This is a genomic window from Fibrobacter sp. UWB13 (genome assembly GCF_900177805.1).
Classification (GTDB): Bacteria; Fibrobacterota; Fibrobacteria; order Fibrobacterales; family Fibrobacteraceae; genus Fibrobacter.
The window spans coordinates 1,260,292-1,280,017 of the sequence record NZ_FXAX01000001.1 but is presented as its reverse complement, the minus strand read 5'-3'; the positions used below and the strand labels follow the sequence as shown (position 1 = coordinate 1,280,017).

The window sequence follows — 19,726 nt, the reverse complement described above, 5'->3', positions numbered from 1 at the left end:
TGCCCGTTCGGAGACGGGCATGACAAGCGTAAAAAAGAACAGCCCGCGCTTTTGGCGGGCTGTTTGGCTGGGTTTTAGCCGAATTTGTATTAGTCTTTGGGTTTAGAAAGAGCGCTCATAAGCTCAGAGTTTGTCTTAAACTTGTTCAAAAGCTTGAGCAGGTTCTCCATGATGCCCGTTTCCGTCTCGTTCTGGCTACCGCGTCTGAAGTTCCAGGCGGCATTCTGTTCAAGCATCGTAAGCAAACGTTCTTCCTTACGGGTGCCGGACTTAAACACGTCAATGGCGGGCCAAATGCGCTTTTCGGCGATGCGGCGGTCAAGCACGAGTTCCATGTTGCCGGTGCCCTTGAATTCTTCGAAGATCACTTCGTCCATACGGCTGCCGGTTTCAATAAGGGCTGTACCGATGATGGTAAGGGAACCGTTCTTCTGGACTTCTTCGCTAATCGAGCCGTCTTCGTTCTTGATGGTACGAATCTTGTCCTGAATCTTACGGGCGGCACCGAAGAACTTCTTCGGGAACTGCATGGCGTTAGCGTCCACACCGCCAGACAAAATCTTGCCGGAGTGCGGGATGACAACGTTGTTTGCACGGGCGAAACGCGTGATGGAGTCGAGCAAGATCACAACGTCCTTCTGGCTTTCGACGAGGCGCTTTGCCTTTTCCAAAACCATGTTGGCGACGCGGGTGTGGTGCTCAGGCGGTTCGTCGAACGTCGATGCAACAACTTCAGCCTTGATTTCGATCCCTTTTTCAGCAGCCTTTTCCTTAATGTCTGTGATGATGTCGCGCATTTCCGTGACTTCTTCCGGACGTTCGTCGATGAGGAGTGTAATCAGGATGATTTCAGGATGGTTCTTCGCAATAGCGCGGGTTATGTTCTGCAAGAGAACGGTCTTACCGGTACGCGGAGGGGCGAGGATGATACTGCGCTGACCCTTACCGATCGGGGAGAAAACGTCCATGATGCGGGTGCTGAATTCCGTTTCGTTCCATTCGAGGTGGATCTTTTCTTCCGGGTGGATTGGCGTTAAATATTCGAATGCCACACGGCGGCGCATCTTGTCCGGTTCTTCAAAGTTCACGCGGTCGATGCGGCGCATGGAAAAGTACTTATCTTGTTCGCGAGGCGTGCGGACGAGACCTTCAATTGTATCGCCAATCTTGAGATTGAATTTACGGATAAGGTTTTGGCTCACGTAAACGTCGTCGGTGCTTGTCTGGTAGTTCTGATCCGGCATGCGGAGGAACCCGTGACCCTGTGGCGTGACTTCGAGAACGCCTTCCGTATAAATTATATTGCCTTCATTTTCGAGGCTCTGCAAAATGTAGTTGAGGGACTGCTTCCTCATTCTGCGGAAGTCCACTTCCTTCTGCACGGCGAGTTCCTGGAGTTCGCTCATGGAGAGCTTGCGGAACTTGAGCCAGTTTTCCTTTGCCTTTAAAATAGCTTCGGAACCCGGTGCCGGGAGCGTTGCAGAGTCGTCGACAAATTCTTCTTGCTGCTGGAAATTGCGGTTGTTGCGGTTGTTCTTGTTGAACTTGTTGTTCTTATTGAACTTGTTGAATTTACCGTTCTGGTTATTGAAGCGGCGGTCATCTTGACCTTCACCGTTCTGAGCTTGGGCTTCACCTTGCTGCTGGGCGTTCGGATCTGCATTGTGATCGGTGGCAACTTCACCTTGGTTTTCTGCTTGTGCTTGAGCCATATCGCCATTCTGCGGGATAACGGCTTCGCTGGTGTTTTCGCTTACGAATGCGTTTTCTTCGGTAGATTCGGCTGGTTTGTAGTTCTGTTCGCCGGTGTAAATCGGTTCTGTGATGGCATCGATGTTTGCGACACCGTACTGCTCGGCGAGGCGCTTTTCAGCAGCTGCTATACCATCGACCGGCTGTTTCTTTTCTTGAAATTCTGGTTCGGTTTCGGCTTGGACGTTCTGTTCTAATGCAGGTCCTTTGCGTGCCTTCGTCTTAGGATTTGGTTTTCTGCCTCGGCGTTTAGGTTGAGGAACTTCTTCGGTATTGTCCGGCAGTTTGTCAACCGTTCCTAAATATTCGGGAACAGGGATGCCTGTGCTTTCGGGGTAAACGAGATCTGTCAAAGACTGTGTTTGAACGTTTTGTTCTAAATTCTGATTTTTAGGTGTTCTGGGCACGATAGCGTCCTATAATTACATATTTCAAAAAATGAAATAGACGATATAATTGAAACGACAATAAGGGCTTGTTGCCCCATAAATTTTATTGATAATTAATATTATGTCCCGAAACTGCGGAACGGCTTAAAAGATACATTAAATTTTGTGAAATGTCATAAAAAAATTTTTTTTTATGAAAAATATTGGGAGTTCTTAGTCACTAGTTATTAGTTGTTAGAAAAATTTTTTAATCACTAGTAACTAATGACCAATGACTAACGACCTATAATCAATAACTAATAACTAGAAATTGACTATATTTGGGGCGTGGATTCCTTAAATAGAGTATATATAGCACTCGGAAGCAATCTTCCTGACCGCTCGGCTCACTTGAAAGCCGGGAGAGATATGCTTCGCCGTATAAGCGCAGGTGGCTGGGTTGAAAGCCCGATTTATGAGACGCCTCCTGTTGGACCGGCGGGTCAGGGTCCTTATTTTAACCAGGTGGTGAGCTTCTGGTACGATGGCGATCCCGTAAAGTTACTCTATTATTTGAAGGGCTCCGAGCTTATTCTTGGGCGTAAGGACCGTGGACATTGGAATTCTAGGGAGGTCGACCTGGATTTGCTGTTCTTCGGTCGCGAAGTGTGTTCTGGACGCCCGAATATTCCGCATTTGCAGATTTATAACCGTCAGTTTGTGCTGGTGCCGCTGTGCGACATTGCGCCGGACTGGGTGGACCCGAAGACGAACAAGACCGTGAAGGACTTGCTAACGGAATTGCTTGAAAAAGAAGAAAAGATTCCGTTCCGCGTCATTGAAGGGGAGGAACCCTGATGCTTTTGGACAAGAAAATTCATTTTATGGCGATTGAAGGTGTAATTGGTGTCGGAAAGACTTCACTTGCCAAAGCCATTTGTGAACGTTGGAACGCCATGTTCATCGAAGAAAACTTTGCCGAAAACCCGTTCCTCCCGAAGTTTTATGAAAACCGCTCGGCATACGCTTTCCAGACACAGCTTTTCTTTTTGCTCGACCGTTTTAAGCAACTCCAGAATTCCGCTTTGCAGAGTGATTTATTCCACGATTTGCTGGTGAGCGATTACACGTTTGACAAAGACCGCATCTTTGCCTCGCAGAACCTCACCGAAAACGAACTTGCCATGTACGACCAGGTGTCGAACGCCTTGAACCACGATATCCGCAAGCCGGATTACGTTGTCTATTTACAGGCGAGCGTCTCGACGCTTTTACAACGCATCAGGGGTCGTGGTCGCGCGATGGAAAAGACCATTGACGGTAACTACCTGAGCGATTTGCAGGACCGTTATGACCATCATTTTTGGCATTACACGGATGCTCCTGTGCTGATTATTAATACGGATAATATCGATTTTGTCCATAACGAAAGCCATTTGCAGATGGTATTGAACGCGATTGCGTCCTGCCCAAGTCAAACGACTTATTTTGTTCCAGAAGGTAACTAAACATGCAGATAATTAAGTCTATCGATTCCCTACGTCAAACGCTTGCTCCTCTTGCAAAGGAAGGGAAAAGAATCGGTCTCGTTCCAACGATGGGTGCGCTCCATGAAGGTCATGGCGCTCTTATCAAGGCATCCGTGAGCGAGTGCGATGTGACTGTTGTAAGTGTATTTTTGAACCCAATCCAGTTCGGTAAAAACGAAGACTTGGACAAGTATCCGAAACGTTTAGAAGCTGATGCTAAGCTTGCCGAATCTATCGGTGCAGATTACGTTTTTGCTCCGTCTGTTGCTGAAATGTACCCCGATGGCGACCCGATGACGCTTGTTCGTGATGAACAGCTCGAAGGCATGTATTGCGGTGCTTACCGTCCGGGACATTTCCGTGGTGTCTTGACGGTTGTCTCTAAGCTTTTCCTCATTTCTGGTGCAAATGACGCTTACTTTGGCGAGAAGGATTACCAGCAGGTGTTCTTGATCGAAAAAATGGTGAAGGACTTGAACTTCAACATCAAGATTCATCGTGTGAAGATCGTGCGTGAAGAAAGCGGGCTTGCCCGTTCTAGCCGTAACGAATACTTGACGGAAGAAGAACGCGCTCAGGCTCTCGGCATTTACAACGGCTTGAAGGCTGCTAAGGTTGCCTACGAAGCTGGCGAACGCAGCGTTACGAAGATTCGCGATATCGTCGTGAAGTCTATTGTCGCTGCCCGTGGCATTGTGCAGTATGTGGAAGTGGCTAACCAGAAGAACTTGCAGAAGTGCAATGGCGCTCTCGCTGCAGAAGACAAGGTTGTGATTCTCGCCGCCGCCTTCTTCGGAAAGACCCGTCTCATCGACAATATGGAACTGAACTAGGAGTTTCCCGCTACTTTTCTGTAGCGGTAAAGATTCCATCCCATTTTTCGCCTGCGTGAGCGGGCGGATTTTGTTTATAGGCTTTGCAGCGCTTGATGTAGACTTCACTCGGACAAGTCTTGCTGCCCGGATCGCGCCCAGGCAGGTGCGGCTCGAATTCAAGACATTGCGTGAAGAGCTCAATTGCCTTGTCCCATTGCATGTCGAGATAGGCAGTGCGGGCTTGTTCCCAAAGCTTACAGAGCTTGTTGAGCGTATCTGCATTTTCGTCGTTGGTGTAGCCGATAAGTTCAAATGTTTCAACGGGTTCGTCTTTACCGACAACGCGGATGATGTCGAGTGTACGGTAGATGTACTGGTCGTTGATTCCCTGTTCGACAAGCTGGTCAATGGTGTTCTTGCAGATGTGGATGTAGGCTCCGTACTGTTTGGCTGCACTTTCAAGGCGTGCGGCAAGGTTTACTTCGTCGCCCATCATTGTGTAGTTTTTACGCATGGTTGAACCCATGTTTCCAGTCACGATGTTGCCTGTGTTGATGCCAATGCGCATGTGCATGTCGTGGACGACTTGTGGCCATTTGTTGCCTTCGCTGTGCCATTTTTTGCGTAATCTTAAGAGTTCGCTTTGCATGTCGAGTGCGGTGTCGCAAGCGCATTGGGCGTGCTCGGTGTAAGGCTTAGGAGCGCCAAAGAATGCGATAATGGCATCACCTTCGTACTTGTCCAGCGTGCCTTTGTTTTTCATCAAGACATCCGTCATGGCGGTCAGGTATTCGTTTAACAGTTCGACTAGCTTGCTTGCGCTTCCAATCTTTTCGGAGAATGTCGAGAATCCCTGGATGTCGGTAAAGTAAGCGGTAATCTTGGATTCTTCGCCACCGAGTTCCGGGGTGATGCCGCCTGCCACCATTTCGTCAATCAGTTCCGGAGAAATGTATTGCTTGAATGAACTTTCAATGAATTTTTTCTCCTTGTTTTCGAAATACGCTTGCACGACCATGGCAAACATGTTGGTCGAAATGATTGCCAAAAGTTGCTTTGAAACACCGATGTAAATATTGTGCTTGAAGCAGAAGAACGCAAAAAGTGTATAAAGAACGGAAATGCCAATTACAAAAAGGAGCGAGGCAAAACTTCTGAAGTAAAGACCGACGAACGTGCAAATCAGGGCGAGCAAAATCACGGCATAACGCTGGTAACGTTCTTTCATTATGGTCAGATAGTCGTCTTCAAGAATGTTTTTGATGGTGCTTGCGTGCACAAGAATCGCAGGGAGGTTTTCTTCGTGCGGACCGTTCACAATATCGAAAAGTGCCGAAACTGAGGAACCGAGAATGATGGTTTTGCCGGCATACTGGTCAAGATTTATGGAATCTCTGTAAATATCATAGTAGGAAACGTGCTTGAATGTTCTCGTATTCGGTGTGACTTTATTGAATCTTCCCTTGAACTTGATTAAAAATTGACCTTCCTTGTCGATGGGGATTTTTTTGTATGGACCGAATCGTAATTCTTCACCGGCCTTTAAGTTGCTGATTTGCTCATCCGTTGCCTTGGCGATTTCCTGTAGAATATTATTCGTGAAAAAGCTGTTGGAGGCAGACCACTCGTCTTTTTCCCTATTGTAACTGATATCCATGTGTCTGGATAAATTTATGTATTCGCCAATTTTTATGTGCCGATAGCTGGGTTCGTAAAAATGAATCGTCTTGAGAATACTTGGCGTGATAAAGAATTCTTCGTCGTTTTCATCTGTGATGACGTAGACGCCTTCGTCGTCTTCGCTCTTTGATATTTTGTAGCCGAATTTCAGGTCGATGGAACTGGTTCCTTCGAGCTTGTCGAATATGCCGATTGGAAGTCTTCGTAAAATGCGGGAAAGCTTGCTATCGAGTTGCTGTTCGTCATCGATAAAAATGTCAAAAACGATATGCCCGTCTTCGTTTCGTTTGGCGATGATTTTGGAGGAGGTCTCGACGAGGTTTGCCTTTTTTACACCGCTTGCTTTAATCTGTTTCATCTTGTCGCGCAAGGCGGTAAACATGGGGTAAGTGAAGTTCGGGTATGTCGTGTGGTATTCGCCGAGGGTATCGCGGTAAATCCCGAAAGGCTTTCCGATGTCGATGTACTGTCCCATCTTGATTTTCACGTCTTTGGGATCTTTGTGGAACAGGTGCAAAATGGTCATTAGCGAAAGAGTCGAGTAAATGCGTTGCGGCGCGAGTTTGTCGTTTTCGACATAGGGGAACTTGTATAACATTTTGATGCGGCGAACCGTACCGTCGTTATCGGGATAGGCGTTTACTGCTCCGAGGCGGGCGCCTGCGTTAGCAAGTTCCGGGAATACGTTGTCGAGCAACTGGCGAGATTCGATATCTTGAGGCTTGTCGACTTGGTTTAACTGGAACGTCGATGAAAAGCCGACTTCTTTGGCGCGCTCCCAGGTACTCAGGGGTTCCCAGTCGCTTTTGTTTTTGTAGTACGAGACGTGCGGCATCAAAAAGCTGACGATGCAAATGTTAGAATTATGCGTTGCCTCGACGAGCATGGAATCGTAGTTGTAATAGGACTGGATTTGGGTGAAAAATTTGGTATGGCTTGTATCTGGATCGAGTTCCGTAAGAATTTGCTGGCACTGTGTAGCCTTCTTTTTGCCGAAGTCGGCATCTTTAAACAGAATATCGAATGCGACAGCTGCGGCTCCGCCTTTACCCAGGTTTTCGATGACCTTGGCATGGATGGATCTGTCCCAGCTATAGTAGTGCCCGAGTTTTTGCAGCGATTTTTCATCGATATCGGCGATGATGATGTTGGGGTCGTTGTAGGAATTGGTTTCTAGTGTAATTCCATCTTTGACACCTGTGGTGTCCATGACTTCGGTATTCCATTTAAAGAACTGGTCGTAAAAAATGTTTTCTGCCGATTCAGCGATATAGTTTTCGTGTGAATTACCAAAAATGAGAATGAGCAAGACGGCGATTGCCGAAAATGCTACCCCGAAAAAAAGCTTTTTTTGATTTTTTGAATTTTTCTGTGCCATGACATAAAAAAGATAATAATTGAGTAAGGGGTGTCATTTTTTGTGCTAAAATAATGAACCATAAAAACTATATTTATGAAGAAAAATAGAGGAGCTTGTTTTTGGCTGCACAAAAGAAAAAAACTGTAAAGAAAACGAAGAAGCCTAAAGTCGAACCGAAAAAGGACATTCAGGAGCCAGATTCGTATTTTATTACGATGATGGTGGGCTACCTGGTTATGCTTGCCGGTGTCATTCTGCTGCTTGGCTGCATCACGACTTCGATTGTGGGCGAGCAAGAAAACTGGCTTGGGGATTATTTTGGCGTCATGTTCCCGAGCTTTATGACGTTCCTGTTTGGGCGTGTGGCTGTCGTTATCTTTACGGCGGCGCTTATCCTTTGGGGTGTTTTTATTGCGATTGCTTCGCTTCGTGGAAAGTTGCTGCGTTTTGCAGTGGGAGCGAGCCTGCTTGCTGTGAATGTGTCGTTCCTCATGTCGCTTAAAAATTTTGGCGATAAGCATGTCTCGAATGAAACTCTTTCGATGAGCGGTGGCGTGTTGGGCGAGTTCTTTTTGCAGAACTTGGCGATCCCTGTGTTTGGGAAAGTTTCGTATGTGGCTCCACTGATTTTGCTATTGGTGGCGCTTGCCTTGATTCTTGTGCTTTCATTTGGTGTGCGACCGAGGCATTTTAAGTTTATCGCGCAGGCGATGCGTTATGTGTGTGGTGTTTTTGGACAGCGCCGTTCGATGGGCAAGATTGAAATTGAAACGCTCGATTTCCCTGCCGTTAAGAGCGATAAGAAGAGCGAAAAGGTCGAAGAGAAAAAGACGCTCCGCCGTGGCGTGGTCATGGAAGACGAGACGATGATTTTTGTTCCGGATTCCGTGAAAATGCGTAGGCGCGGGAAAGTCGAACCGTTTAACGGTCGCCATAACTGGCTCACGGACGATTTAGATGTGAATCGCTCGGAGATGCAGACGCAAGTCGGGGATTCGTTTGGTTTGCCCCAGTATGCGACGGGGAATTTTTTGCCTAAAAATGCTGCGGGGAATGCGCGACCGGGCGATTTGCCAAATGCGACGATAGGTAATGCCGGGAATGTTCCAGTGGGAGGAACGTTGGGCGGAACGGACAGTGATGGCGTCTATGAAGATCCGGAAATCCGTCGCTTGGAAGAAGAATTGCGTTTGAATGAACGCCACATGAATGCACTCCAGATTTTGGAAATCAAGGAACGCATTGGCGCGCTTCGCCGTGCCCGCGACTTGATTGACTGGGAAAAGGGTCATAAGGGTCGTATGCAGGTGAAGGGCGATGTGCGCCGTACGGCGGGCTCTGAAACTGTGGATGCAGCTATTGCTGGAAATACTGCTGCGAATGCTGGCGTAAATGCGGCAAATGTTGGCGGGGCTGCTCGTCGAACCTCTGAGAGAACTGTTGTTGGAAAAGTTGAAGTACCGAAATCTTCGAAAACGGCTAAACCTGCGGGGGCTACGAATTCTTCAACGAGCGCGAATACGATTGTCCGTGATGCTACGCTTTCGGATTCTGTGGAAACTCGTGCGGCAATCCATGCCGAAGAGCTTTTGGGCGGCGATGGCGCCTACGTAGAGGACTTCCCGGGAAGCCCGGCGGTCGAAGATGATGAATCTTTTGCCCCGGTTGTTGTCGGTGCTGATGAAGCGGGCGAGGACCCGACCTTTGGATCTGATTTTGGTGGAAAAGCTCGCCCGGCATCTAAACCGGCTGTTCATTCTGCTCCGATTCCTGTGGCTCCGACGGCGTCTTACGACGAATACAAGATTCCTGAAATCGCAAAAATTCTTGACACGCACGAAGCGCAGACTGCGGATTACACCGAAGAAGAGCTGAACGCCATCGGTAAGATGCTCGAAGAAAAGCTTGAAAACTTCAAGGTCAAGGGTCGTGTAATTGGTTGCGAAACGGGCCCGATGATTACTCGTTTTGAAGTGGAACCGGGTCCAGGTGTGAAAGTAAGCCGCTTCTCGGCTTTGCAAGAAGACTTGGCGCTCCCGCTCAAGGTCTCGTCCATCCGCATTTTGGCGCCGATTCCTGGCAAGGCTGCCGTTGGCGTTGAAATCCCGAATCGCAAGTTCCAGACCGTGTTCTGCCGCGATGTGTTCATGAGCGAAAAGTTCAAGCCCGCGCATGACAAGATTCTTGTGGCGCTAGGGAAGGACATCACCGGTGAATCGTTCACGATGGATTTGGCGAAGGCACCGCACTTGCTGATTGCAGGTCAGACGGGTTCCGGTAAGTCTGTTTGCATTAACGCGCTTATGGCGTCGATGCTGTTTAGCAAGACTCCGGATGAACTCCGCATGATTCTCGTGGACCCGAAGGCGGTGGAACTCAAGATGTACGAAAACATCCCGCATCTCTTGGCGCCTGTCATCACGAAACCCGAAATTGCTATCCAGGCGCTCCAGTGGCTCTGCTATGAGATGGACCGCCGTACCGAAGTTTTGGCTTCTGCGAAGGTGCGTAACATTGGCGGTTTCAACGCAAAGTTCGAAGCGGGTGAATTACCGGATGAAGTCCCTGAAGAAGATCGCGGTCACCGTATGGCATTTATCGTCGTGATTATCGACGAAATGGCGGACCTCATGATGGTCGCGGGCAAGGAAATCGAAAAGTCCGTGGCTCGTTTAGCGGCTAAGGCTCGTGCTGTGGGTATCCACTTGGTGCTTGCCACGCAGCGTCCGTCTGTGAAGGTCATTACGGGTATCATCAAAGCGAACTTGCCGACGCGAATCAGCTTCAAGGTCGCATCGCAGATTGACGCCCGCACGGTGATGGATCATGCCGGTGCAGAAAAACTTTTGGGTCGTGGCGACATGCTTTACAAGGCTGTGAACGACCCGGATCCGGTGCGCGTGCATGGTGCTTTCCTCAGCGACGAAGAAGCCGAACGCTTGGCCGACGCATGCTCCGACCAGAACGTGTTCTACCCGCAGGTGGAATCGTTCGATGTCTCGGGTGGCGAAGAAGGCGATGAAGAAGGCGGTGGTTCTCTCAAGAACGAGAAACTCGACAAGCTCCTGTTCGAAGTGGCTCAATGGGCGATTAGCGTGAACGGTCTATCGACTTCGGCGGTACAGCGCCACTTTAGTGTGGGCTACAGCCGAGCAGGGAAGATTGTGGACCAGCTTTATGGCCTTGGCGTGTGCGGCCCCAGCAAGGGCAATTCGAAACCGCGTGCCATGCTCATTGGAATGGACGAACTCATGCAACTCGAACGCTCCGGAAGATTTGGGTAAACTTATTTGATACTATACTAAAAGGTTTTTGACCTCAATATGCCATCAGTAAAACTGTGGGTATAGGGTTTATTCGTTTTTATTTTATTTCAGCAGCTTTTTACCACATCTTTGTAATAATATTGTTTATATTTTCGTAGTAATATTGTAAAGGTGTGTGCTGAAGTGTATGTGTTTTTATCAGAACAGTTTTATTGAGGAGCTTTCAACCCCTTGCTACATCGTTAACACTGATGTACTTGCCGAAAATTTCCGGAACATACGGGCAAAAGCAGATCAAACAGGCCTTTCTCTTTTGCTAGCCATGAAAGGTTTTCCCTTTGCAAAATCGTTCCCCTTTATCAAACCCTATGTTGACGGAGTTTCCGCGTCTGGGCTTTTTGAGGCAAAGTTGGGGTCAAAGCTCGGAAAAGAAGTTCATGTCCATACCCCGGCGTACAAAAAAGAAGATGCGGAAGAAATTGCAGCCCATTGCTCTCACATTGTCTTAAACTCACCTCATCAGCAAGAGGTCTTTAGTCACGTCGCTACTGCTAAAAACGAATTTGCCCTCCGCTTGAATCCCGAGGTTTCTATCGTAGAAGAACCGGTTTACAATCCATGCGCCCCGTATTCCCGTTTTGGCCTTACAAAAGAAATGCTTTCGGCTGTAGATGGTCGCTTTTTTGACAAAATTTCTGGTTTTCACATTCACGCCTTGTGCGGATCTTCCTCAAAAGATTTTAACAATTTGATTTCTGCCGTTCTGGATAAATTTTCTGACTACCTTCCTTCTGTATCTTGGATAAATCTTGGAGGAGGACAGGCTCTTCTCGAAGACGATTTTGATTTTGCTGACTTCGCCGAAAATCTGGACATCCTGCATTCAAAGTATCACTTAAAAACCCACATTGAACCCTGCGAGTATTTGGTGATGGATGCGGGCTTTCTTCTGACCACTGTTTTGGACGTGGTGCATAATGGAAAGGACATCGCCATTTTGGACAGTTCTATTTCGTGCCATGCCTTGGATGTCCTTAAAAATTACTATCAGCTGCCCGTAATTTATCCACAGGCCGGGGAAAAGGGCTATTCCTATCTGCTTGCAGGAAACAGCTGTCTTTCTGGCGATGTATTTGGCGAGTACTCTTTTTCTGCCCCCTTAAAGCCGGGTGACAAAATCGTCTTTGGTGACATGGGTTCTTATTCCTTTGCACAGATGAATTATTTCAACGGCATCAATTATCCTGATATCTGTTTTTACAGCGAAAAAAACGGATTCCAGCAGATAAAATCCTTCGATTACATGAACTACGAGGCTCTCTATGACTGATTATGAAATTGAAATGGAATTGGAAGCTGCTTTAGAAGCATTACCAAAAGAAAATCCGCCGGTAAATCTTTCCGACTGGAATTCTGGTTCTGACTATAAGGAAAAGCTTGCATCAGTTGTAAAGCTTGGTAAAAAGTCTGACTTGTTTGATTATCAGTATTTCTTTCCTGACTGCATAAAAAAAGACCTTGCCCATAAATTGGGATTTTCTGATGAAGCTTATGAAAATTCTTTTTTTGCGCCTGTATCTCAAAGCACCCTTTCTATCGTAACGCTCGCTATATTCTTAAAAAAGCATAATCAAAAGGTGGGGATTGTAGAGCCGGTTTATTTTTCTGTACAAAGTTGCGTTGATGACATTGGCATACCTTATCGCCTTTTTAGCGATTACATGGAAAACATAAACAGTACTTTTGATGTAGAAGAACTCCTACAGTCTGACTGTACTGCATTTTGGTTTACGTCTCCGGTCAACTCTTGCAGCATTTATTTTAAGGAGCGCGTTACAAAAGGAATTCAAAAACTCCTGGATGCAGGTAAAATAGTCATCTTAGATGAATCCCTATGCGTAAACGGATATGAACTTTCAAGAGTTTTTGGAGTTCAGGAAAATCTCCTCTACATTTATAGCCCTCATAAGGCTTTGGGACTCCAAGGAATAAAATTCTCTTACGTTGTGTGTCATACAAAATACTATGATGACATCAACAACCTTGAAGATATCTACGGAGGCTCCTTGTGCTATTCCTGCCAGGAAGGAGCAAGACATTTTGTTTCAAAGAATTTCGACGACTGCCGGGATGTTTACACAGCCTTTTGGCAGGATAACATTCTGAAGGTGAAAAACATTGTAAAAAACTATGATTTTGCCCGAATCTCGCCGGAAACCTTTGGCCACTATGCCATGATTTTTATCCGTTGCGCTGTAGACGATGCATCCTTTGTAGAGGCGATGAAACGCCTGATGAAGGAAAAAGGCTATTTTGTCTATCCCGGCATTTTGCAGGGCTTTGACCCAGAAAAGTGTTTTTGTTTTCGAATAAATATGCTTTTAAATAGCAATGATATTGAAAACGGGCTGAAGGCTGTCCTTGAATACATAAAAAATACCGAGAAGTAATCAGGGGGCATAAATATGATTGATTATTTGCAGAAATTTAAAGAAACCGTTGCTGCTTACCCTGAACGTGTAGCTGTTTTAGATAAAGACGGTGATCGCAGCACTACATACAAAAAACTTGATGAACTTTCAAGCCGTGTAGCAGCTTTCTTAAAAAGCAAAGGTTTTCAAAAAGAAGACTTGATTGTCATACATCTTGAAAAATCCATGGAATATATTGCCGTGGAATTAGGCGTGATGAAAGCGGGAATTGCCTATGTGCCGCTTTCTGACAGCATGGGGCAGGAAAGAATTGAGCATGTATTAAAAGATTCTGGTGCAAAACTTGTTTTTGATGCGGACACATTGGAAAAAGCTATGGAAGCCGAGCCTCTCAGCACTGAAGCTTGGGCGGATTCTGACGAGCACGATCTTGCCTTCGTCATCTATACATCCGGAAGCACCGGAACGCCGAAGGGAGTTGTAGAAGAATATGGTGCGTATAGATTTATCACTACAGGAACTGCATTGCCTGTACTCTCACCGTACCATAAAGAAGATGATGATTTACGATTTGCAAATGTGGCACCGGTAACTTTTTCCGCCTTCAATATTATCTCATTTAGTGTGCTGTATTTTCAAGGAACAGTCTGCCTTGTTTCAGAACCCCTGCTGAAAAATCCTGCGCTTTACATGCAGTATCTGGTCAAAAATAGAATTGAAATCATGTTTTTAACAGCATCTCTCGTAAATACATTTTCAGAAGCACCAAATCTCTCGCTTAAAGCAATTGCCCTTTCTTCCGAGCGGGTAAGCAATGTTTTCTCAAAGTCCTTTGACATATTGAATCTTTATTGCAATACGGAACTTATGTCTACGGCCTGTCTTTTTAAACTCGACAAATCCTATCCCAACACACCCATTGGGAAAGGCTGTACATACACGGATATGCTTTTGCTCGATGACGGTAAAGTTTCGGAAAAAGAAGGGGAAATCTGTCTGTATCTGCCTTATTTCCGCGGCTACCTGAACCAAAAGGAAGAGACAGAGAAGGCTTTTGTCTCGATTGGCGGGAAAAAGTTCTTCTGCACGAGGGACGTTGCCCGCCGCGGAGAAGACGGACTTCTGTATGTGCTGGGTCGGGCAGACGATATGGTAAAGATTAACGGAAACCGGGTGGAACCAGCCGAAGTAGAGACAGTACTGAAAAAAGTTCTGGAAACAAAAATGGTTGCTGTAAAAGCCTTTGAAAAAAAGGGAAAATATTATCTCTGCGCCTATTATCAGAAAGAATACTCTATTCCTGTGGAAACCATCCGCGCCTCGCTAAAGCCCTTGCTCCCCGCCTATATGATCCCCTCATTTTTTGTGCAGATGAAAAAGATTCCCCTGAATACAAACGGAAAAATCGACAGGAAAAATCTACTCATCCCTAATTTTGTTTCTCAAAATACATATGTTGCACCTCGGACAGAATGTGAAAAAATACTCTGCGATGCATTCAAGGAAGCCCTTGAAGACTTTGAGGAAATTGAAAAAATCGGCATTGACGATGACTTCTTTTTAATGGGAGGCGACAGCGTAAGTGCCATGGAGCTTATGCTTGCTTGTGAGGAGTTAAAGTTGACCGTGCCGCTTATTTATGAAAAACGTACTGTCCGTGCTCTTGCCGAAGTGCTAGATAAGAAGATATCTTTAAGTTCCCCAGCCACAGCAAAAGAGACTCCAGAAGAAAAACTCCCCCTTATCCTTTCTCAAAAGGAGGTGCTTGATTATGAAGCTTGTCTCCCAGACACCATCGTAGACAATGTTCCCTTGTATTTGACTTTACGTTCGGATCTTGACGAAAAAAAACTCTATCAAGCTCTGAAAAAAGTGATTGAGGCGCACCCGGCCTTACGCACCGTGATTGAAAAGGACAGGGAACAAGGCTATGTGCAGTATCAAAAACAGAATATTGACGATGCAATAAGCGTAGAGGCTATGTCAGAAAAAGAACTTGACGCTATCGTCGAAAACTTTGGAGAAATCTTCCCTCTTGATGGAAGCCCACTTTTCAGATGCCGCATCATCAGAACAGAAAAACGGCTTGTTCTTCTTTTAGAAGTTCATCACGCTATTGTAGACGGACTTTCCCTGCATATTTTCCTTTCCGATATAGAAAAGGCTTATCGAGGCGAAGTTCTTACAAAAGACTGCTACAATGAGTTTATAAAAGAAATCTTCGCAGCCGAAAAAGATACATCCCTGCTTTCATTGACTGCAAACCAAAATTCCACACTCACTTTATCAAATGGCAAAATCTGTTATTGTGCGCCAAAGCATGATTTTGAAAAAGAAGATAAGGCCGCTTGTCAAGAAATAGCAATCCCTTGTACAAAAAAAATAAGAGATTTTTGTTTCTCGCATTCCGTCAGCCAGAACGAGTTTTATCTTTTTGCCACGGCTCTTTCCCTTGCCCTTTACAATGACTGTGAACAAGTTGCTTTTGACTGGATTTGGAATGGTAGAGATTCTGCAAAATATGCAGATACCATTGGTTATTTCTTGAAGGAATGTTTTATTGCGCTGGAACTTCCTCAAAGTACCCCCGTTCTTGACGCTCTTATAACTTGCAAAAATAAAATTTTACAATCCCTTTCCAGTGCAAATGACATGTCCCAAAAGAGGGTTCTGCCAGATGAAAATAAAATCTGCTTTATTTTTCAGGGTGAAATGTACGTTCCGAACACCCACGGCTTTTTCACTTCTGCCAAATGGATTGAAAATTCGGATAGGGCTGCAGAAAGCATCATGGACATCGAGGTTAAGGTAGATGATGGAAAAACCGAAGTTTCTTTTGACTACGACGGCGGAAAATACAAGAGAGAAAGTATCGCGACTTTTTCGAAAGTATTTGTCTTTTGCTGCCAGATGATTTTACAAATAGAAGAAAATGCCGGGCTTACGATTGGGGAAGTAAAAAAACAATGGCAAAAAATATAACTTTTGAGAGAGTAAGGAGTCTATATGGAAATTAAGTCTAATTTGAATGGTGAAGAATTGACGGTGGAACTTTCGGGGGAGCTGAATGCAATGACGGCTCCACAGCTTTCGACATTCCTCGCTCCGCATCTTGAAAAGATAAAATCCCTTGTTTTTGACTTTAAGGAATGTGATTTTGTTTCGTCGGCAGGGATCCGCGTGCTGCTCTCTTCGTTTAAGACGTTAAAAAAGAACCAGGGCGATATGCGACTTGAAAATGTGGGCCCCAATTTTAAGGAAGTTCTCGAAGCAACCGGATTGGATGTTGCGTTCGGAATTTTGTAGCGACTTCTATGTTCAAGACATTCCTTTCAAGAAAATTCTTTTCCCTCTTACTATCGAGTTCGATTAGCATTCTCGTTATTTCGGTACTTGCTCTTTCGGATTCGGTGATTGCGGGTGTGATGCTTGGCGAAGATGCCGTTATGGCCATTTGCCTTGTTGTCCCCGCCTATTCTTTGGCTGGCTTTGGTGCTTGTGTGGTTGCTTTGGGGATTCCAATCCTCTATAATCGGGCCATGGGGGAGTTTAATAAGGAAAAGGCGGATCGTTGTTTTGCGTTTGGACTCTTTATGGCTGTGGTGATGGGATTAATCCTGTATACCGTTTTTATGCTGTTTGGGGATGCCTATCTTCGTTTCTATGAGCCTTCTACAAGCGTTTTCAATGCGGCAAAGGATTATTTCTTTTGGTATAAGTACACAATCTTGTTGTTGCCTATTATGACGTTAATGGACGAAATGGTCCTTGCCGACGGCGATGAAACTTTGTCGATGGTTTCAGGGATTGTTCAGATTGTCGGAAACATCGTCTGCTCGATTGTTCTTGCAAAATTTGTAGGTATTGAGGGAATTGGGTTTGGATCGTTTATTGGAACTTTGGTTGCGTTACTTGTTGCTTTTGCGCATCTTCTTCGTAAAGGCAATTCCTTGAAATTGGGTTTTTATTTTTCGTTCAAATGGCTTGTCGATGTCGTGAAGTATAGTGCAATTGATGCGGGTACATATCTCTTTTTGGCTTGTTTCACCGCTGCAATGAACCGTTTTATCACCTTCGCCTATGGTCCCGAAATGCTTGTACTTGGAGCCGTTATCCTTTTTGTTAAAGAGATTCAAATTGTGTTTGATGGCGTAGGGGAGGCGTTTACTCCGTTAATGAATATCTATCTAGGCGAAGAATCTTATGATGCTGTCAAAAAATGTTATAACCTTTCTTTGAAAACCGCTGTTGTTGAAGGCCTGGCTTTGACGTTGTTGATGATTTTTGTTGCTCCTTTTATTGTTGAACTTTATGATATTTCTGATCCGGCGGTTTATTCTTATGCGGTTCTTGGTGTTCGAATCGAAGTGTTTGGACTTGTGTTCTTGAGTTTGCTGTATCTGTTGAGTTCTTACTATTTGCTCATTGACAAGATTAAGCTTGGTTTTGTGATGAGTGCTCTCCGTGATGTACTTGTGGTGACCCCTGTCTGTGTAGTTCTGGGGTATTTCTTTGGTATATATGGAATGTTTGCCGGAGTTGCTATTGGCCCTGCATTGACCTACGTGATTACGGTCTTGTACATCCGCTTCCGGTATGGAAAAGATAATTACCCTTTATTGCTTTCGGAAAAGTTAAAGGGTTTTAAACATAAATTTTATGAGTTTAAACTAAATCCGGAGTCGATTGTTGGGACTCAGCATCAAGTAGAAAAATTCCTTGTAGAAAATAATATTGAACAGAAAACCATTTCGAAAGCGAAGTTGCTTATAGAAGACCTTTATATGCTCATTTATGAAAAAAATGGCGTGGATAAAGCCGTTTATGCGGAATGTACTGTCATTATTCGAGAAACGGGTGTGCAGATTATTACTAAGGATGATGGTGTTCTGTTTGATTTGTCCAGTGAAGATGTTATTGCGGGTTCGATTATTGAATTTATGGTTTCTGGCTACATGGAGAAATTGAAGGAAAACAAGAAATACCTGACCACTATGAGCTATAACCGTAATACATTCAGGATTAAATACGAGGCTTAATATGCTTTATAATGAAATTGCAGAAACATTGTTCGTAGAGGTCTCTCTATTCTCAACGCTGTTGCTTGTGTTTTTGCTGTATAACAATATTGTATTGTATAAAATAAGCTTGAAGGATAAGCTATCTGTTGTCCTTATATCGTCTATTGTACTTGCGGTTTTTGATGGAATTTGGCATTTTGTCGATGGGAATGTTGAACTTAGGCTGTTGAATTATGCCTGTGGCTATGTTTTTGCGATCAGTTTCGTTTTTGCTACATCGATGTTTGCGTGGTTCAGCCTAGAACGTTTTGAATTGACTTTAAGTTCAAAAAAAATGTATGCCCTACTTTTTGTAGCCCCTACTATTCTTACCGTGTTTTTGTGTCTTTCGACTCCATGGACTGCTTTAATATATTCTCTTGATGAAAGTTGTAGTATTCAGTACATGAACTTGTTTGAATATTTTCTTGCTCCTGTATGTTTTCTTTATATGGGTTCTTCGTTTTTTCTTGCAATCTATTACGTAATAATGCATCGTGAAAAGAAAAAAGAAAAGGTTGCTTATGCAAGGAATTTGCTGATATTTGCTGTAATAGGTGTGGGGGTACAATTATTGCAGGGTTATATCCTTGAAATTGATGAGAATTATGTGGTGACGAGTCTTTCCTGGGCAATAGGTTTTGTGTTCTTTACGACAAACGTGAATACGGATAGGTTTGTAAAAAGCCGTGAAAAAATGGCTGCGGTGGAGTCCGATTTACAGTTGGCCGCAAATATCCAGTCGGGTGCGCTCCCTACGGTGGTGCATGCGTTCTCGAAGCATCCCGAACTCAATGTTTTTGCATCAATGACCACGGCAAAAGAAGTGGGCGGCGACTTTTACGATTTCTTTGAAATAGATGATTCGCATATTTGCTTTGTGATTGCCGATGTATCGGGCAAGGGTGTTCCTGCTGCTTTGTTCATGATGGTTGTTAAAACGATGATTCGTGACCATGCATACATGAAGCTTTCTACGGCAGAGATTTTTAATGACGTGAATCGCCTTTTGTGCGAAAACAATGCTGAAGAAATGTTTGCGACAGCCTGGATTGGTATTCTCGATACTAACACCAGGATTATGAAATGTACCAATGCGGGGCATAATGCCGTATGCTTTGCCAAAAAAGACGGCTCGTTCGAGTTCCTGCGGCAACGCCATGGGGTGTTCCTCGCCGGGTTTGACACTACGCAATATAAAGAAACTGACATCCAGTTTGAAAGCGGAGATTGCTTGTTCCTCTATACGGATGGACTTACTGAAGCTCACAATGCTTCCGCAGAACTTTATGGTGAAGAACGACTTTTGAAAAAATTAAATTCCATCAAAATTCGTGGCGGTGAAAAATTCTTGAGGGAAATCTCGGATGACGTGAATGTATTCTCTGAAGGAACAGATCCCTTTGATGACCTTACGATGATGGTAATTAAGGTGGACTAAAAATTTTTTTTGCTAGGTTTGTG

The 19,726-nt window shown here is 45.0% G+C and carries 12 protein-coding genes; 10 read left to right on the top strand and 2 right to left on the bottom strand.

Annotated features, from left to right (window positions below):
* Window positions 1-89: 89 nt before the first annotated feature.
* A complete protein-coding gene (gene rho / locus B9Y77_RS05345) occupies window positions 90-2,105 on the bottom strand; it encodes a transcription termination factor Rho (RefSeq protein WP_254899925.1) in 2,016 nt (671 codons plus the stop codon).
* Between the two features lie 363 nt (window positions 2,106-2,468).
* On the opposite strand from rho, the gene folK reads away from it, so the two are divergent.
* Genes folK through panC form a run of 3 tightly spaced genes read left to right on the top strand, consistent with a single transcriptional unit; the run spans window position 2,469 to window position 4,482 of the window.
* On the top strand, window positions 2,469-2,978 hold the full coding sequence (folK, locus tag B9Y77_RS05340; RefSeq protein WP_073423118.1) for a 2-amino-4-hydroxy-6-hydroxymethyldihydropteridine diphosphokinase: 510 nt from the start codon (window positions 2,469-2,471) through the stop codon (window positions 2,976-2,978).
* On the top strand, window positions 2,978-3,628 hold the full coding sequence (locus B9Y77_RS05335; RefSeq protein WP_073423116.1) for a deoxynucleoside kinase: 651 nt from the start codon (window positions 2,978-2,980) through the stop codon (window positions 3,626-3,628). The genes folK and B9Y77_RS05335 overlap by 1 nt, the downstream gene beginning before the upstream one ends.
* A 2-nt stretch (window positions 3,629-3,630) precedes the next feature.
* On the top strand, window positions 3,631-4,482 hold the full coding sequence (panC, locus tag B9Y77_RS05330) for a pantoate--beta-alanine ligase (protein WP_073423114.1): 852 nt from the start codon (window positions 3,631-3,633) through the stop codon (window positions 4,480-4,482).
* Between the two features lie 10 nt (window positions 4,483-4,492).
* On the opposite strand, the gene B9Y77_RS05325 is transcribed toward panC, so the two are convergent.
* Complete coding sequence (locus B9Y77_RS05325) at window positions 4,493-7,522, bottom strand: CHASE2 domain-containing protein (RefSeq protein ID WP_073423112.1); 3,030 nt, start codon at window positions 7,520-7,522, stop codon at window positions 4,493-4,495.
* Window positions 7,523-7,623: 101 nt separating this feature from the next.
* On the opposite strand from B9Y77_RS05325, the gene B9Y77_RS05320 reads away from it, so the two are divergent.
* The 7 genes from B9Y77_RS05320 (at window position 7,624) to B9Y77_RS05290 (ending at window position 19,703) form a co-directional block, all read left to right on the top strand.
* Entirely contained in the window at window positions 7,624-10,788 is a 3,165-nt protein-coding gene (locus tag B9Y77_RS05320) for an FtsK/SpoIIIE family DNA translocase (RefSeq protein ID WP_085491452.1), read from the top strand.
* A 157-nt stretch (window positions 10,789-10,945) separates the two neighbouring features.
* On the top strand, window positions 10,946-12,100 hold the full coding sequence (locus B9Y77_RS05315) for a type III PLP-dependent enzyme domain-containing protein (protein ID WP_139829263.1): 1,155 nt from the start codon (window positions 10,946-10,948) through the stop codon (window positions 12,098-12,100).
* On the top strand, window positions 12,093-13,220 hold the full coding sequence (locus B9Y77_RS05310) for an aminotransferase class I/II-fold pyridoxal phosphate-dependent enzyme (protein ID WP_073423106.1): 1,128 nt from the start codon (window positions 12,093-12,095) through the stop codon (window positions 13,218-13,220). The genes B9Y77_RS05315 and B9Y77_RS05310 overlap by 8 nt, the downstream gene beginning before the upstream one ends.
* Before the next feature lie 15 nt (window positions 13,221-13,235).
* Window positions 13,236-16,184: a non-ribosomal peptide synthetase gene (locus B9Y77_RS05305; RefSeq protein WP_085490746.1), complete on the top strand. Its 2,949-nt coding sequence runs from the start codon at window positions 13,236-13,238 to the stop codon at window positions 16,182-16,184.
* Window positions 16,185-16,208: 24 nt separating this feature from the next.
* Window positions 16,209-16,508 (top strand): STAS domain-containing protein, encoded by a 300-nt coding sequence (locus tag B9Y77_RS05300; RefSeq protein WP_073423102.1) that lies wholly within the window; start codon window positions 16,209-16,211, stop codon window positions 16,506-16,508.
* A gap of 8 nt (window positions 16,509-16,516) precedes the next feature.
* The gene (locus tag B9Y77_RS05295; protein ID WP_085490745.1) at window positions 16,517-18,241 is read left to right on the top strand and encodes an MATE family efflux transporter; all 1,725 of its coding nucleotides are present in this window, start codon (window positions 16,517-16,519) and stop codon (window positions 18,239-18,241) included.
* Window position 18,242: 1 nt separating this feature from the next.
* Complete coding sequence (locus B9Y77_RS05290; protein ID WP_085490744.1) at window positions 18,243-19,703, top strand: PP2C family protein-serine/threonine phosphatase; 1,461 nt, start codon at window positions 18,243-18,245, stop codon at window positions 19,701-19,703.
* Window positions 19,704-19,726: the final 23 nt, after the last annotated feature.

Coding starts and splice junctions, on each gene's coding strand:
- B9Y77_RS05335 (WP_073423116.1), top strand. CDS start 2,978: ATGCTTTTGGACAAGAAAATTCATTTTATGGCGATTGAAGGTGTAATT.
- B9Y77_RS05305 (WP_085490746.1), top strand. CDS start 13,236: ATGATTGATTATTTGCAGAAATTTAAAGAAACCGTTGCTGCTTACCCT.
- B9Y77_RS05310 (WP_073423106.1), top strand. CDS start 12,093: ATGACTGATTATGAAATTGAAATGGAATTGGAAGCTGCTTTAGAAGCA.
- B9Y77_RS05325 (WP_073423112.1), bottom strand. CDS start 7,522: ATGGCACAGAAAAATTCAAAAAATCAAAAAAAGCTTTTTTTCGGGGTA.
- B9Y77_RS05295 (WP_085490745.1), top strand. CDS start 16,517: ATGTTCAAGACATTCCTTTCAAGAAAATTCTTTTCCCTCTTACTATCG.
- B9Y77_RS05290 (WP_085490744.1), top strand. CDS start 18,243: ATGCTTTATAATGAAATTGCAGAAACATTGTTCGTAGAGGTCTCTCTA.
- panC (WP_073423114.1), top strand. CDS start 3,631: ATGCAGATAATTAAGTCTATCGATTCCCTACGTCAAACGCTTGCTCCT.
- B9Y77_RS05300 (WP_073423102.1), top strand. CDS start 16,209: ATGGAAATTAAGTCTAATTTGAATGGTGAAGAATTGACGGTGGAACTT.